The following is a 15,249-nucleotide window of genomic DNA, read 5'->3' as shown; positions in this document are numbered from 1 at the left end:
CCGCATTGTGTCGTTTGGTCGCATATCAGCCAAAACGGCCGATGCTGTCCAGCGACAGGCCCGGTTCCTTGTTAGCCAGATTTCGGCATCACCCCGCCGAGCGCGACGGTCAATTCGCCGGCGACTTCGCGCACGATTTGGCCGATTTCCGGCAATCTGTCGTCGGTCAGGCGGCTGGTCATGCCCGAGACGGAAATCGCCGCGAGCGGCTCGGCGCAGTCATTATAGACCACTGCGGCAATACAGCGCAGGCCCATACAGGCTTCTTCATCGTCGAGCGCAAAACCCTGCTTGCGGATCTTCTCGAGCTCCTTGAACAGGTCGCCCGGCCGCACGATCGACTTCTCCGTCAGGCGGGGCATGCCGTGATGGCGGATGACCGCGCCGACGTCCTCGTCCGAATAAGTCGCGAGCACTGCCTTGCCGACGCCTGACGTCACCATGGCGACGCGGCCGCCGACCTGGGTCAGCGAGCGCATGATCTCGCGGCTCTCCATGCGGGTCAGCACGATGATGAACTCGTCGTCGACCACGGCGAGATTGGCGGTCTCGCGGGTGAGATCGCGCAGCTTGCGCAAGTAAGGAATCGCCTGCGTGGAGAAATTACGCCGCCGGGCAAAGCTCGCGCCGACCGTGAAGCTGCGCACGCCGACATGCCATTTGGACTGGGCGCGGTCGAACTGCACGAAGCGGCGGCTCTCCAGCGTCGCCAGCAGGCGGTGCACGGTCGAGGCCGACAGGCCGGTGCGCACGGCGAGGTCGCTGAGGCGATAGCCTTCGTCGTCTTCGGCCAGCGTTTCGAGGATCGACAGCGCGCGGTCGACGGACTGCACGCCGCCATCGCGCGCGTCGTGGTCGGCCTCCGATGGCGATCGAGGCTCGAGCGATTTGCGCCGGATCACGTTCTTGCTCATCGCGACCTGACCGTTCTCCCTCGCCCTATTCTTATTTCCCTCTCCCCGCTTGCGGGGAGAGGGTCAGGGTGAGGGGGAGTCTCCGCAAGGACGGTGACAGTTAGACTCGTGGAGAGTCCGCCTCACCCGAATTGCTTCGCAATTCGACCTCTCCCCGCGCGCGGGGAGAGGTGAATAACCACCCGCTCCGGATCATACCGAAGCGTCTTCGTCGTCTCAGAGCAGCCCTGCCCCGCGCGCCCACTTGTACTTGGCGCCGAGCACCTCGACCGGCAGCTCAGTGGAATAGGCGTAGGCCGGGATGCCGTTCTGATAGAGATATTCGGCGGCTTCCTCGACCTCGACGTCGCCGGCGAGCGAGGCGACGATCGGCTTCACGAAGCCCTTGGCCTCCATCTCCTTCTTCACCTCGACCATGTTGCGGGCGAACACCATCGGCGGCGTGACGATGGTGTGCCAGTAGCCGAGGATCAGCGAATGGATCCGCTCATCCGACAGGCCAAGCTTCACCGTGTTGACGTAGGTGATCGGCGGCTCGCCGCCGGTGATATCCACAGGATTTCCGGCCGCACCGAACGGCGGGATGAACTTGCGGAAGGCCGCATCCAGATCCGGCGGCATCGACATCAGCGACAGGCCGTTGTCGACGCAGGAATCCGACAGCAGCACGCCAGAGCCGCCTGCACCGGTGATGATCAGCACGTTCTCGCCCTTCGGCGTCGGCAGCACCGGCACGCCACGGGCGAATTCGAGCAGCTGCCGCAGCGAGCGGGCCCGGATCACGCCGGACTGCGCCAGGACGTCCTCGTAGATCTTGTCGTTACCGGCGAGCGCGCCGGTATGCGACGAGGCCGCCTTTGCGCCGGCCGAGGTGCGGCCGGCCTTGAGCACGATGACCGGCTTCTTCTTGGAGACGCGCTTGGCGGCTTCCGCGAAGGCGCGGCCGTCCTTGAGGTCTTCGCAGTGCTGCGCGATCAGGTTCGTGTTCGGGTCCTGCTCGAAGAAGGCGAGCAGATCGTCCTCGTCGATGTCGGACTTGTTGCCGAGGCCAACGATCGCCGAGACGCCCATCTTGGCCGAGCGCGAGAAGCCGATGATGGCCATGCCGATGCCGCCCGACTGCGACGACAGCGCCGCGTGGCCCTTGACGTCGTAAGCCGTGCAGAAGGTCGCGCAGAGATTGGCCGGCGTATAATAGAAGCCGTAAATGTTCGGCCCCATCAGGCGGATGTCGTACTTCTTGCCGACCTCGACGATCTCGGCCTGAAGCTCCGGCGCGCCGGCTTCGGCGAAGCCCGACGGAATCAGCACCGCACCCGGGATTTTCTTCTCTCCGCATTCGGTGAGCGCCGCCGCCACGAACTTCGCGGGGATCGCGAACACGGCCGTGTCGATCACACCCGGAACGTCCTTGACGCTCTTGTAGGCCTTGTAGCCGAGGATCTCGGCGGCCTTGGGGTGGATCGGATAGATGTCGCCCTTGTAGCCGCCGTTGATGAGGTTCTTCATCACGGAGTTGCCGATCTTGCCGTCCTCGGCGGAGGCGCCGACCACGGCGACCGCCTTCGGCTGCATGATGCGGCTCATGGCCGCGACGATCTCTTCGGTCGGGCGCGGCTTCGGCTTGGGCACATAGGCGAAGTCGACGACGATACGCACGTCGGCGGCGATCGCGTCCTTGGCCGTCGCGAACACCGGGTTGAGATCGAGCTCGACGATTTCAGGGAAATCGGTGACGAGCTGCGAAACCTTGACGATGACGTCGGCGAGCGCCGTACGGTTCACCGGCTCGCCGCCGCGAACGCCCTTCAAAATCTCATGTGCCTGGATGCCGTCGAGCATCGAGAGCGCGTCTTCCTTGGTCGCGGGCGCGAGGCGGAAGGTGATGTCCTTCAAGACTTCGACCAGCACGCCGCCGAGGCCGAAGGCGACCAGCTTGCCGAACGAGCCGTCAGTGATCGAGCCGACGATGACTTCGGTGCCGCCGGCCAGCATCTGCTGCACCTGGACGCCCTCGATCTTGGCATCGGACTTATATTTCTTGGCGTTGGAGAGAATGGTCTCGTAGGCCTTCTCGGCATCCTCGGCCGTCTTGAGCCCGACGATGACGCCGCCGGCTTCGGTCTTGTGGAGAATGTCCGGCGAGACGATCTTCATCACCACCGGGATGCCCATCGAGGAGGCCATTTTGCCGGCCTCACCCGCCGACCTCGCCACGCCCTCCTTCGGCACCGGAATGCCGTAGGCGTCGCAGACCAGCTTGCCTTCCGGCGCGGTCAGGCTGGTGCGGTTGTCCGCCTTGACCTGGTCGAGCACTTTGCGGACGGCATCTTTGGAATTGGACATATGGCTTCTCCCTTGACCTCAGTTCGTTCTTTCAAAGCGCGCGCGTGTAGCGGCTGCCCGTGATGCTTGCCATTCGCCGCGCTCTGTTCCATGTCGCGGAACGGAGTGGCATAAAGCCCACATTACTCCGCCGCTTTGGATCAAAAATGGCTGGCGATGGCATTTGGTATGCCAGAAGCCAACTTGTCAAGCTGCTGCATGACTTAGAACGCCGCAAAAAATAGCCAGCTTGACATCCTGGCATGTGGTATGCCAAAAACTTTCCCGTTAATAATCCTGTAAAAGACGACTCCCACTGGAGGAGATTCGTCGTGTCACTGCGGAAACCAACCAAGGCGTTGCCGAACATGACCGAGGCAGATATCGCAATCGTTCGTATTGCCCCGGAGAGCAGCTTCAAGAACAAGGCGTATGACGCCTTGAAGGAAGCCATCCTCAAGATGGACATCTATTCGACGCCCGAGCCGGTGATGCTCGACGAGCGCGCGTTGTCCGAACGCCTGGGTGTCAGCCGCACCCCGATCCGCGAAGCCATCGCGATGCTCGAGCAGGACGGTTTCGTCAAAACCGTTCCGCGCCGCGGCATCATGGTGGTGCGCAGAACCAAGAGCGAGATCGTCGACATGATCCGCGCCTGGGCGGCGCTGGAGAGCATGGCGGCCCGCCTGATCACCACCACCGCACGCAAGAAAGACATCACGGCGCTGCGCGACTACTTCAAGGACTTCGGCAAGGACCGCCTGCCCGAGGATCACGTCGAGGAATATTCGCGCGCCAACATCGCCTTTCATCAGGCGCTGATCTCGCTGTCGGAATCGCCGGTGCTGGTCGATCTCACCAACGACCTGCTGCTGCACGTGCGCGGCTACCGCCAGCTCACCATCGGACGCAAGGATCGCACCGCCACTTCGCTGCCCGAGCATCTCAGCATGATCGAAGCACTGGAAGCGCGCGACACCGAGCTCGCCGAGAAGCGCGCCCGCGACCACACCCTTGGCCTTGCCGCTTACGTCGAAGCGCACGGTCAAGAACTGTTCACCTAGCAACGTCCACCAGAAGGGCGAGCCATTCGCCCACAAAGCCTAAAACGGCATATGAGACCAGGGAGACAAGGCCCATGCTGAATACCGCGACCAAGTCCGAAGCACCGGGCACCGAGCAGGAATTGACGGATGGCTTTCATCTCGTCATCGACGCGCTCAAGCTGAACGGCATCAACACCATCTATAATGTGCCGGGCATCCCGATCACGGATTTGGGCCGCATGGCGCAGGCCGAAGGCATTCGTATGATCTCCTTCCGCCACGAGCAGAACGCCGGTTACGCCGCAGGCATCGCCGGTTACCTCACCAAGAAGCCGGGCATCTGCCTCACGGTGTCCGCGCCCGGCTTCCTCAACGGTCTCACCGCGCTCGCGCACGCCACCACCAACTGCTACCCGATGATCCTGATCTCGGGCTCCTCCGAGCGCGAGATCGTCGACCTCCAGCAGGGCGACTACGAAGAGATGGACCAGCTCGCGATCGCCAAGCCGCTGTGCAAGGCGGCCTATCGCGTGCTGCACGCCCAGGACATCGGCATCGGTCTCGCCCGCGCCATCCGCGCCGCGGTCTCGGGCCGTCCGGGCGGCGTCTATCTCGACCTGCCGGCAAAGCTGTTCGGCCAGGTGATGAACGCCGATGCCGGCCAGAAGTCGCTGGTCAAGGTGATCGACGCCGCGCCCGCGCAGATCCCCTCGCCCGCTTCGATCAAGCGCGCGCTCGACGTGCTCAAGGCGGCGAAGCGTCCGCTCATCATCCTCGGCAAGGGCGCGGCCTACGCGCAGGCCGATGAAGAGATCAAGTCGTTCGTCGAGAAGAGCGGCGTGCCGTTCCTGCCGATGAGCATGGCCAAGGGCCTCCTCCCCGACACGCATCCGCAATGCGCTGGAGCCGCGCGCTCCACGGTGCTGAAAGAATCCGACGTCGTGCTGCTGATCGGCGCCCGGCTGAACTGGCTGCTCTCGCACGGCAAGGGCAAGAGCTGGGGCGAGACCCCGAAGAAGTTCATCCAGGTCGACATCGAGCCGCGCGAGATGGACTCCAACGTCGAGATCGTCGCGCCCGTCGTCGGCGACATCGGCTCGGTCGTATCGGCCTTCAATCAGGCGATCAGCACGGGTTGGACCGCGCCGCCGGCCGAATGGACCAAGGCCATCGTGTCCAAGCGTGACGAGAACGTCGCCAAGATGGCGCCGAAGCTCATGAACAACAAGTCGCCGATGGACTATCACGGCGCGCTCGGCGTGCTGAAGAACGTCATCAAGGATCATCCCGAGGCGATCCTCGTCAACGAGGGCGCCAACACGCTCGACCTCGCCCGCGGCGTCATCGACATGTACAGGCCGCGCAAGCGTCTCGACGTCGGCACCTGGGGCGTGATGGGCATCGGCATGGGCCAGGCGATCGCGGCTGCGCTCGAGACCGGCCACCCCGTGCTGGCGGTGGAAGGCGACTCGGCCTTCGGCTTCTCCGGCATGGAGGTCGAGACCATCTGCCGCTACAACCTTCCGATCTGCATCGTCATCTTCAACAATGACGGCATCTATCGCGGCACGGACGTCAACAGCGTCAACGCCGATCCGGCGACGACCGTGTTCGTCAAGGGCGCGCGCTACGACAAAATGATGGAAGCCTTCGGCGGCGTCGGCGTGAATGCCACCTCGCCCGACGAGCTCAAGCGCGCCGTCAACGAGGCGATGGCCTCGGGCAAGCCGACGCTCATCAACGCGGTGATCGATCCGGCCGCGGGCTCGGAGAGCGGCCGCATCGGCAACCTCAATCCGCAGAGCGTTCTGCAGAAGAAAAAGTAAGTCCTCCCCTTCAACCCTTAATTCCCTGCGGTTTGCGGGGGCAGACAGAGTATACGGAGCAACACGATGACCAAAGCGCTCAAGGGCGTTCGCATTCTCGACTTCACCCACGTCCAGTCCGGACCGACCTGCACGCAGCTGCTGGCATGGTTCGGCGCCGACGTGATCAAGGTGGAACGTCCGGGCGTGGGCGACATTACCCGCGGCCAGCTGCAGGACATCCCGAACGTGGACAGCCTGTATTTCACCATGCTCAACCACAACAAGCGCTCGATCACGCTCGACACCAAGAACCCCAAGGGCAAGGAAGTCCTCACCGAGCTGATCAAGAAGTGCGACGTGCTGGTCGAAAACTTCGGCCCCGGCGTGCTCGACCGCATGGGCTTCCCCTGGGAGAAGATCCAGGCGATCAACCCGAAGATGATCGTCGCCTCGATCAAGGGCTTTGGCCCTGGCCCCTACGAAGACTGCAAGGTCTATGAGAACGTCGCGCAGTGCACCGGCGGCGCCGCCTCGACCACCGGCTTCCGCGACGGCCTGCCGCTCGTCACCGGCGCGCAGATCGGCGACAGCGGCACCGGCCTGCACCTGGCGCTCGGCATCGTCACCGCGCTCTATCAGCGCACGCATTCGGGCAAGGGCCAGAAGGTCACCGCCGCGATGCAGGACGGCGTGCTCAACCTCGCGCGCGTCAAGCTGCGCGACCAGCAGCGCCTCGCGCATGGTCCGCTCAAGGAATACAGCCAGTTCGGCGAAGGCATTCCGTTCGGCGACGCCGTGCCGCGCGCCGGCAACGATTCCGGCGGCGGCCAGCCCGGCCGCATCCTGAAGTGCAAGGGCTGGGAGACCGATCCCAACGCCTACATCTACTTCATCACCCAAGCCCCGGTCTGGGAGAAGATCTGCGACGTGATCGGCGAGCCCACCTGGAAGACCGATCCGAACTACGCCAAGCCGGCCGTCCGCCTGCCGCGCCTCAACGAGATCTTCGCCCGCATTGAACAGTGGACGATGACCAAGACCAAGTTCGAGGCGATGGAGATCCTCAACAAGGACGACATCCCCTGCGGCCCGATCCTGTCGATGAAGGAGATCGCCGAGGACCAGTCGCTGCGCGCCACCGGCACCGTGGTCGAGGTCGATCACCCGACCCGCGGCAAGTACATCTCGGTCGGCAACCCGATCAAGCTGTCGGATAGCCCGAGCGAGGTGGAGCGCTCCCCGCTGCTCGGCGAACACACCGACGAGATCCTGCGCAGCGTGCTCGGCTTCAGCGACCACCAGGTCGCCGACATCCACAAGTCCGGCGCGCTCGAGCCGCCGCAGAAGCAGGCCGCTGAGTAAGCCGCACCACGTTGAACGAGACGAAAGGGCCGCCCGAAGGGGCGGCCCTTTTTGCTTCAGAAGACCGTGCGGTCGCGGCTGTGACTAAAAAATGGAAAAACAACCCCATGCACAGTAGCTAACCTGTTGGTCATAAACGATTTCGTATTTCACGAAATGCCTTTTGACACGTCGGGCAAAACAGGGGCATTATGCCATGATCCGACAAAGCCAATATCCTGCCCGGCGAAGAGCGGCCGAGGGGTTGTTCGTCGGACAAACGACCTAACGGCCAGGGCATGATCGGGAAAGAGGCTCAGCGGCTTGCAAAAAGGTCAGAGCGCTTCCAGTCCGAGCCGGCGGAACAACTTTCGATCGGCTTCGTCCTGCGGATTGCCCGCCGTCAGCAGCGTGTCGCCGACAAAGATCGAGTTTGCGCCGGCAAAGAAGCACAGCGCCTGCATCTCGTCGGTCATCGCCGACCGCCCCGCCGAGAGTCGCACGAAAGAGGCCGGCATCATGATACGCGCCAGCGCGACAATGCGCACGAACTCGATCGGACCTATCGGCGTCGCCTTCGCCATCGGCGTTCCCGGAATCGGGATCAGCATGTTGATCGGCACGCTCTCCGGCGCTTCCGGGAGGTTGGCGAGCGTGACCAGCATGTCGACGCGGTCCTGTTCGCTCTCACCCATGCCGAGAATTCCGCCGCAGCACACTTTCATGCCGGCATCGCGGACATGCTCCAGCGTATCGAGACGATCGGCGAACGTGCGGGTGGAGGTAACGCTCGGATAGAAGCGCTCCGAGGTATCGATATTGTGATTGTAGTAATCAAGCCCGGCAGCACTCAGCCGGTCGGCCTGATCCCGGTCGAGCATGCCGAGCGTCATGCAGGTCTCGAGCCCGAGCTCCTTCACGGCTCCGACGACCTCGACAATGGCATCCATGTCGCGCGGCTTCGGATTGCGCCAGGCCGCCCCCATGCAATAACGCGTTGCGCCGCTGTCTTTTGCCTTGCGTGCCTCGGCAACGATCTTCCCGACCTCCATCAACTTGGAGGCTGCAAGAGCGGTCGCATGATGCGACGACTGGCTGCAGTAACCGCAGTCTTCCGGACAACCACCTGTCTTGATGTTCAGCAGCCGGCTCAACTGCACGCGATTTGGGTCAAAATGCTCCCGATGTACGGATTGTGAACGGAAGAGCAGATCGTTGAAGGGAAGCTGGTAAGCCGCCCATGCATCTTCACCAGTCCATCTTTGAGACCTTTGCGGCCTTTCCTTTGCGGGGATTGTCTCCCCGTCGTTCACACCGAGCATTACAGATCTCCTGACATTGCAGCGGGACAATCGCACTATCGCAAACTTGGCGCCAGTCCGCAGGGGTCCTTGGAACAAAAGCGGCGGCGTGCCATTGTTGTCTAAGCCGGCGTGCTATCCCGACGTACGAGCAACGCAGCCGCCAAGGCGAGGGACTGAAACACATCGCAAAAGCATCTGCGCAACGCTGCAGAATTGGCCTTCTTCTCGCCCCGAGAGGTAGCAAGCCCACGCACAGCGTTTGCGGGTGGGAGGCGTCGGCCAGCACCTGTCCTGTCACAGCTTGTTGATCAAAACGAGGTCGAAATGTTGAGAGATCAATCCTCGGATCGGGCCAAGCGTGAAGCCAACAAGGCGTTCAAGCCTGTCAAAACGCAGAAGCCGATCAATGACTATGCGAAGGACCAGCACTCCTTCAACGAGAATCGCGAGCGGCTGAAAGCGGAGCGACTGGCCCGCGAGGCCGAGCCGAAGGACCGCTCTGAATAGGACGCGTTCCCTGCCGGGTCACGATGTTGCATCCGCGCGATGAAGGCTGGCGCTGAGCGCGTCGCAATCGACGCCTGACCGAAAGCGCGATGAGATCGGAATGAATCGTCAACGCGCTTTAGGTTATTGTTTGAGCATGATCTTTTCGGAAAACCGCTTCGCACTTTGCGCTAACGCGGCCCTTCGGGTCCGGATCATGCTTTAGAGCATCGAGAGCACGACGATCCCGTCTTCAAGCTCCCCGGAGGCCAGTCGGCTCCGCGCGATGCGCTCGAACTCCGTCCGGTATTTCTGAAGATAGCTGAAGGCCTGCTTCTGCGTCTGGAACGTGGTCGCAAGGCGGCACATCTGCCGGCCTGCGCCAAGCGCGAGAAAGAAGGTGATTGTGCCGCCGCTGTCCGACTTGATCCTAGGCACGATCCGCACTCTTTGGCATGTGACCGGCCCTCTCCAGATTTTCGTCGACGCAGTTGAATTCGACTATCGCGTCAGCTTTCTCTTGCGCTTCGTCAGGGTTGGTGCCGGCAGCGATGCTTGAAGAGTTGCGTCGGCCGCTTCCTTGGCTTCGCGCAGTTCGCGAAGCCGCGCCATGTTCTTGCGAACATCGACGGCCTGTCTCTCGACGTCCGCCATTGCCCGCGTTCCCTCCTCGGCAGCCAAACGCTGACGGTTGGTACGCGCAATGCTTTGGGGTGACGGTTCAGCCGACTTCTTGCCGCTCATGCTTCACCCACTCCCGCAACGGACAAAACCCGCTCAATCCCTGGGATCGAGCGGGCAGCGTGGCCGTTTCAGTACATCCGTGAAACGGCGCAGGATCTTAGGCCAGCGAGAGATTCTCTGCGCTGACCTTGCCTCGCATCTTGTCGGTCTTGGCCTCGAAGTTGACCTTCTGGCCCTCGGCGAGACCTGAGAGACCAGCCCGCTCGACTGCGCTGATGTGAACGAACACATCGTTGCCGCCGTCGTCGGGCTGAATGAATCCAAAGCCCTTTTGGCCGTTGAACCACTTCACGGTACCTGTCGTCATTATTCTTCTCCAAAGCGCATACGCGCACATTCCGCGTGACACTCACGCAGAACCAGATTCAATTCGTCGATGTCTCTGGAAAAGGAGCCCGCGGGCGCATTCAACAAGGCACAGCGGCTGAACGAACAGCACCAACGTATACCTCATCGGCGCCAGTTGCAAGGCTTGGCGGGATTTAATGCCTCATGGGCTTCGGCGGAACAATTCGGACTTTGCGGATTCAGGCCCGAAAGGCGCCTGAGGCAAGGTGAATTCCGCGTTCGCAGCCGCGATTTGGTGCCGGCCAACTGTGCTGGCCCGAGACGATGTCGCGCTATCGAGCGCTCACCGTACGCCACCAGCAAGCTGCTCTCGGAAGAATTGCGCCACTCTCCCTCCAGCCAATCGACTGTGTGCACCGAAAGACTGCCAAGCTCCACACGTGCCGGCTCCGCCGCGAAGGGATAGCAGATCACACCTGACAGTGCGGGGGCGGATTGGAAGCGTGAACGACTTGCTCCCGGCGTTGGCGTCAAGGCAAAGTGCTGGAAAACAGGGAGGTCAGCATGTCACTGCTTGGTAAGGCCGCCGTCGCGATGTGGTGGAGCGTCCGCCGCGAGCAGCGCGCGGAGTTCGGCGACTGGCATTCCCACGAACATTTTCCCGAGCGGATGAGCATTCCCGGCTTCCGGCGCGGATCGCGCTGGACCAGCACGACGGACACCGACGGCTTCTTCGTGCTGTACGAGCTGGAGCGGTACGAGGTGCTCACGTCGAAGGGATATCTCGACCGGCTCAACGCGCCGACGCCGTGGTCGACCAAGATGATGCCGCACCATCACGGCATGGTCCGCAGCCAGTGCCGCGTCGCCGCCAGCTTTGGCGGTGGCGTCGCGACCTCGCTCGCCACCATCCGGCTTTCGCCGGAGGCCGGGCGCGAGGCGGAGTTGCAGACACATCTCTCGGAGACGCTCGGCACATTGGCGCAGATGCCGGGACTGACCGGCGCCCACCTCCTCCTGACCGACACGCCCCGGACCAGCTCGCCCACCACCGAGCAGCAGATCCGCGGCAAGGACGGCGCCGCCGACTGGATCATGCTGCTGTCGGGTTACGATGCCGACGCGATCGAGCAGGTGACCGCCGACCGACTTTCGCCGGCGGCGCTTGGCGCTCTGGGCGCGCAGGACAATCCGACGATCGGCCGCTACCGGCTCGCCTTCACGATGACGCCGCAGGATGTGGCAACGATCTGACGGATCGGTCGTCCGGCCGGCCGCGAGGTAGAGCTCGCACCAGGCGAGCTCGATTCAAGTGAGCGCGCAAACGCGCCAACCGTTGCACATGGAGGACGTGTTTCAGGTTCTCGTGTGCAGCACGAAGGCGGACAAGGCACGCCAGGTGTAAGCTCAGCTCCCCTCGCCTGCATCCTCATCGCGGCCCTCCTCGCCTGCGACATATTCGAGGATGTCTCCGGGCTGACAATCGAGCTCGCGGCAGATCGCGGCCAGGGTCGAGAAGCGCATCGCCCTCGCCTTGCCCGTTTTCAGGACCGACAGGTTCTGGATGGAAATGCCGATTGCGTCGGCGAGGTCCCCGAGGCGGCGCTTCCGCTTCGCAAGCATGACATCGAGGTTCACGACGATCGGCACAAGCATTCACCTCAGATCGTCAGCTCGTTTTCGGACTGCAGCAGGATGGCGTGCTCGATGACGAATTTCAGCGCCATCAGGAACATCCCGCCCGCGATCGTGCCGATGTCGACGTTGTAGGACGGCAGGAAGAACTTGACGTCGCCGATCTCGTGCAAGGCATAAGCCACCGCGTTGCTGGTGATCAGGTCGATGAACGGCCAGATCACCAGAATGATCCCCATCCACCACACACCCTGAAGCGTCTCGGACGCGAAGATCCGGCCGCGTGCGAATCGGTGCACCATACGGTGCAGGATGCCGATCAACACGGCGAAGAACGAGAGCTGAAGCGCAAATAGCGTCCAGAACAACAGCTGTCCCGGGCGCGACATCTCGAGCGGATTGGCGACAAGGCCTGCGCATTTCACCTGGTCGGGACCAAGGCTCGCCGCGATCGAGGCGGAGGCGGTCGTGCTCCGGAGATAGGCGAGCCACACCACCACCGGCAGTGCCGCCCAGATCGCCCAGAACGCAAGATCGAGACGCCGGAACCAGCTCTGCCGGGCCTCACGTACCGATATCTCCACCACACCCATCTCCAAGCACTCCGCAATTTCCAGGCAACCACCCTCCCCCAATATGCATGTTCCGCACAATTGACTCAACCTTAAGCGCGATATATTGATCGTTTATCATGAAATATTTCATGACAATTGGTCCAATATGGAGCCCCCATGCGTTCCACCCTCGTCCGGCACCTGCTCGCAGCGCTGTTGTCCATCTCCCCGCTTGGAAACGCTGAAGCCGCAACGGCCAGCGGTCCCGCTGGTGTCTGGCTGACACAGTCTGGCGACGCGAGGATCAAGGTGAGCCGTTGCGGCAATGCGCTATGCGGCCGGGTCGTCTGGCTGAAGGAGCCGATCGATAAGAAGACGGGCAAGGCGCAGCTCGACGACCATAACGCCGATCCTGCATTGCGCGGCCGGAAGATCGTCGGCATCTCCCTGTTCATCGACATGCAGGCTGCCGGCGAAAATAAATGGTCGGGCAGGATCTATAATGCCGACGACGGAAAGACCTATGCGAGCACCGTCAGCTTGCTGCCATCCGGCAGTCTCAACGTCCGGGGCTGCATGGGAACGTTGTGCGCGGGTGAAGACTGGACGCGGTGAGCGGCAAACCGATCCAAAACAACGTCCAAGATAAGTTCCAAGACGACAACAAAAACAGCATCAAGGGCCGCCGGTTTCGGCGGCCCCCGTTTATCTGCAACGCCATGTCGGATCGGCGGCATCCCGGTCGTCCTTGAGACATGAATGGGCCGTAGACGCCAAGGTCGGACCCATCGATGCAAGAGGATGAAGGAACATGCCCAGCACTGTACGTCTGCACCGCGTTCTCTCGACCAGTCCGGAGAAAGTCTATCGCGCCTTCCTCGAGGCGGATGCGCTGGCGAAATGGCTTCCGCCGAACGGCTTTACCTGCACCGTCCATCACCTCGAGCCCAAGGTCGGGGGCACGTTCAAGATGTCGTTCCGGAATTTCACGACGGGCAACAGCCACGCCTTCGGCGGCGAATATCTCGAGCTCGTCCCCGGCGAACGTCTCCGCTACACCGACAAGTTCGACGACCCAAATCTACCCGGCGAAATCCAGGTGACCGTGACGCTGAAGAAGGTCTCGGTCGGCACCGAGGTCGACATCACCCAGGCCGGCATCCCTGACGTCATCCCGCCCGAGGCCTGCTATCTCGGCTGGCAGGAATCGCTGCGAAGCCTCGCAAGGCTCGTGGAACCGGAGATCAATCAGTAGCGGCGAAATCAGTATCGTAGGGTGGGCAAAGCGCAGCGTGCCCACCGATGCTCTCTCAACCTCGGAAAGATGGTGGGCACGGCGCTCCGCGCCATTGCCCACCCTACGGCACTGATGACAGCTCTCCGTCGTCATTGCGAGCAGCCAAGCAATGGCGGCTGTTGTTGGGCTACGCGCCCGCCTTCGGCGTAATCCCACCGCTTGCGGTCCATCGATCGGGGTCGGGGCTGTGTCCGATCAGCGCAAGGCCGTAGGCGATCGACTCGAACTGGTCGCCCGACATCAGCCGTTCGTTACCGAACCGCTCGGCAAACAGCTTTCTGACGGCCGGAACGAAGGAAGTCCCGCCGGTCAAGAACACCTTCTCCACCTCGCGCGCGGTGATGCCCGCTTCGCTTAGCACCTTGTCGACGGTGGCACCCAGCCGGGCGATGTCGTCGGCAATCCAGGATTCAAAATTCTTCCGTGTGATGGTCGCACCGATGTCGACGCCGCCCCCCTTGAAGCGGAAGTCCACCTCGTCCCGCGCCGACAGCGCGACCTTGGCGTCGGATACCGCGCGGTAGAGCGAAAAGCCGAGGTCGAGATCGACGATGGTGATGAAATCTTCAAGGAGCTTCGGCTTCAGCGCGCTGCGCGCGAGCTCCCGAAGCTCGCGCAGATCGCCATTGCTCTTCATCATCGCGAGCTGATGCCAGCGCGCGAGGTTGGTGTAGTGGCCGGTGGGGACCGGCAGCACCTTGTCGAACGAGCGGAAGCTGGAGCCTTTTCCCAGCCGCGGCGAGACGACGTGGTCGACGATGCGGTAATCGAAGGTGTCGCCGGCAATGCCGATGCCGGCGTGTCCAAGCGGCTCGGCGCGCAAGGCTCCTCCCGCGCGCGAAAAGCGCATCACCGAGAAATCGCTGGTGCCGCCGCCGAAATCCGCAACCAGCACGGTGGCATCACGCTCCAGCCGTCGGGCGAAGGAGAACGCCGCGCCCACGGGCTCGTAGACATAGCGCGCGTGGCCGGCGCCGAGGCGTTCGAACGCGGCCCGATAGCGCTGCATCGCCAGCGCTTCGTCGGGATTGCCGCCGGCGAACCGCACCGGGCGGCCGACCGTGATGTTGGACGTCTCGAAGCCGAACTTTTCGCCGCCATGGCGCGCCAGCGTGCGCAGGAACGCCGCCAGAATGTCCTCGAACTTGAAGCGCTGCCGAAACACTTGCGTGGTGTTGAAGCTGGAGCTCGCCGCAAACGTCTTGAACGACTGCAGGAAGCGGTAGACGTGGCGGCCTTCGAGGAACGTCTCGATCGCCCATGGACCGCCTTCGGCCTGGGCGCCGGCGCCCGGCCGATCCTCCCAGAAGCACAGCGCCGAGACGTAGACGCTGTGGCGCTGGCCGCCGTGATCGAAGCGGATGGCCTCGACCCGGCGATCGTCCGCCGCGATCGCGACGACCGTGTTGCTGGTCCCAAAATCGATGCCGATCGAGACGGCGGCCGAGGCGCTCGACATGAACCACTCTGACAGTTGATTGGAAAAGGGGGCAGACCACTAACGGCT

The 15,249-nt window shown here is 62.8% G+C and carries 16 protein-coding genes; 7 read left to right on the top strand and 9 right to left on the bottom strand.

Annotated elements, in window-relative coordinates; genetic code table 11:
• Positions 1-71: 71 nt before the first annotated feature.
• Both ABIB99_RS03225 and ABIB99_RS03220 read right to left on the bottom strand, forming a co-directional pair.
• Complete coding sequence (locus tag ABIB99_RS03225) at positions 72-914, bottom strand: IclR family transcriptional regulator (protein ID WP_063984517.1); 843 nt, start codon at positions 912-914, stop codon at positions 72-74.
• 216 nt (positions 915-1,130) lie between these two features.
• On the bottom strand, positions 1,131-3,260 hold the full coding sequence (locus ABIB99_RS03220; RefSeq protein ID WP_354174854.1) for an acetate--CoA ligase family protein: 2,130 nt from the start codon (positions 3,258-3,260) through the stop codon (positions 1,131-1,133).
• 347 nt (positions 3,261-3,607) lie between these two features.
• Here ABIB99_RS03220 and ABIB99_RS03215 point away from each other — a divergent pair, with 347 nt between their 5' ends.
• The 3 genes from ABIB99_RS03215 to frc all read left to right on the top strand — a co-directional run bounded on the left by ABIB99_RS03215 (position 3,608) and on the right by frc (position 7,455).
• Positions 3,608-4,303, top strand: a complete 696-nt coding sequence (locus ABIB99_RS03215) for a GntR family transcriptional regulator (protein ID WP_166105920.1) — start codon at positions 3,608-3,610, stop codon at positions 4,301-4,303.
• Between the two features lie 74 nt (positions 4,304-4,377).
• A complete protein-coding gene (gene oxc, locus ABIB99_RS03210) occupies positions 4,378-6,111 on the top strand; it encodes an oxalyl-CoA decarboxylase (protein ID WP_071915548.1) in 1,734 nt (577 codons plus the stop codon).
• Positions 6,112-6,177: 66 nt separating this feature from the next.
• A complete protein-coding gene (gene frc / locus ABIB99_RS03205; RefSeq protein WP_063984521.1) occupies positions 6,178-7,455 on the top strand; it encodes a formyl-CoA transferase in 1,278 nt (425 codons plus the stop codon).
• 314 nt (positions 7,456-7,769) lie between these two features.
• Here frc and bioB read toward each other — a convergent pair whose 3' ends face one another.
• Positions 7,770-8,756 (bottom strand): biotin synthase BioB, encoded by a 987-nt coding sequence (gene bioB / locus ABIB99_RS03200; protein WP_354174853.1) that lies wholly within the window; start codon positions 8,754-8,756, stop codon positions 7,770-7,772.
• A gap of 306 nt (positions 8,757-9,062) precedes the next feature.
• On the opposite strand from bioB, the gene ABIB99_RS03195 reads away from it, so the two are divergent.
• Complete coding sequence (locus tag ABIB99_RS03195; protein WP_063984522.1) at positions 9,063-9,245, top strand: hypothetical protein; 183 nt, start codon at positions 9,063-9,065, stop codon at positions 9,243-9,245.
• A 201-nt stretch (positions 9,246-9,446) separates the two neighbouring features.
• Here ABIB99_RS03195 and ABIB99_RS03190 read toward each other — a convergent pair whose 3' ends face one another.
• From ABIB99_RS03190 to ABIB99_RS03180, 3 genes are all read right to left on the bottom strand, one after another.
• The gene (locus ABIB99_RS03190; RefSeq protein WP_028151477.1) at positions 9,447-9,671 is read right to left on the bottom strand and encodes a hypothetical protein; all 225 of its coding nucleotides are present in this window, start codon (positions 9,669-9,671) and stop codon (positions 9,447-9,449) included.
• A gap of 54 nt (positions 9,672-9,725) precedes the next feature.
• Entirely contained in the window at positions 9,726-9,968 is a 243-nt protein-coding gene (locus tag ABIB99_RS03185; RefSeq protein ID WP_063984523.1) for a hypothetical protein, read from the bottom strand.
• Between the two features lie 97 nt (positions 9,969-10,065).
• Complete coding sequence (locus tag ABIB99_RS03180) at positions 10,066-10,275, bottom strand: cold-shock protein (RefSeq protein ID WP_028151479.1); 210 nt, start codon at positions 10,273-10,275, stop codon at positions 10,066-10,068.
• 545 nt (positions 10,276-10,820) lie between these two features.
• Between ABIB99_RS03180 and ABIB99_RS03175 the strand changes: the two genes are divergently transcribed.
• Positions 10,821-11,510, top strand: coding sequence for a hypothetical protein (locus ABIB99_RS03175; RefSeq protein ID WP_354174852.1), 690 nt, complete (start codon positions 10,821-10,823; stop codon positions 11,508-11,510).
• Positions 11,511-11,663: 153 nt separating this feature from the next.
• On the opposite strand, the gene ABIB99_RS03170 is transcribed toward ABIB99_RS03175, so the two are convergent.
• Both ABIB99_RS03170 and ABIB99_RS03165 read right to left on the bottom strand, forming a co-directional pair.
• Complete coding sequence (locus ABIB99_RS03170; protein ID WP_063986544.1) at positions 11,664-11,906, bottom strand: helix-turn-helix domain-containing protein; 243 nt, start codon at positions 11,904-11,906, stop codon at positions 11,664-11,666.
• Between the two features lie 11 nt (positions 11,907-11,917).
• Positions 11,918-12,484: a DUF2975 domain-containing protein gene (locus ABIB99_RS03165; protein WP_063984524.1), complete on the bottom strand. Its 567-nt coding sequence runs from the start codon at positions 12,482-12,484 to the stop codon at positions 11,918-11,920.
• Between the two features lie 138 nt (positions 12,485-12,622).
• Here ABIB99_RS03165 and ABIB99_RS03160 point away from each other — a divergent pair, with 138 nt between their 5' ends.
• Both ABIB99_RS03160 and ABIB99_RS03155 read left to right on the top strand, forming a co-directional pair.
• Entirely contained in the window at positions 12,623-13,060 is a 438-nt protein-coding gene (locus ABIB99_RS03160; RefSeq protein WP_084795231.1) for a DUF2147 domain-containing protein, read from the top strand.
• A gap of 196 nt (positions 13,061-13,256) precedes the next feature.
• Positions 13,257-13,700, top strand: coding sequence for an SRPBCC family protein (locus ABIB99_RS03155; RefSeq protein ID WP_071915552.1), 444 nt, complete (start codon positions 13,257-13,259; stop codon positions 13,698-13,700).
• Between the two features lie 169 nt (positions 13,701-13,869).
• Here ABIB99_RS03155 and ABIB99_RS03150 read toward each other — a convergent pair whose 3' ends face one another.
• On the bottom strand, positions 13,870-15,201 hold the full coding sequence (locus ABIB99_RS03150) for an Hsp70 family protein (RefSeq protein ID WP_354174851.1): 1,332 nt from the start codon (positions 15,199-15,201) through the stop codon (positions 13,870-13,872).
• Positions 15,202-15,249 lie beyond the last annotated feature (48 nt).

The organism is Bradyrhizobium sp. LA6.1 (assembly GCF_040547805.1).
Taxonomy (GTDB): domain Bacteria; phylum Pseudomonadota; class Alphaproteobacteria; order Rhizobiales; family Xanthobacteraceae; genus Bradyrhizobium; species Bradyrhizobium barranii.
The sequence above is the reverse complement of the archived record's forward strand: the minus strand, read 5'-3'. Positions and strand labels throughout refer to the sequence as shown.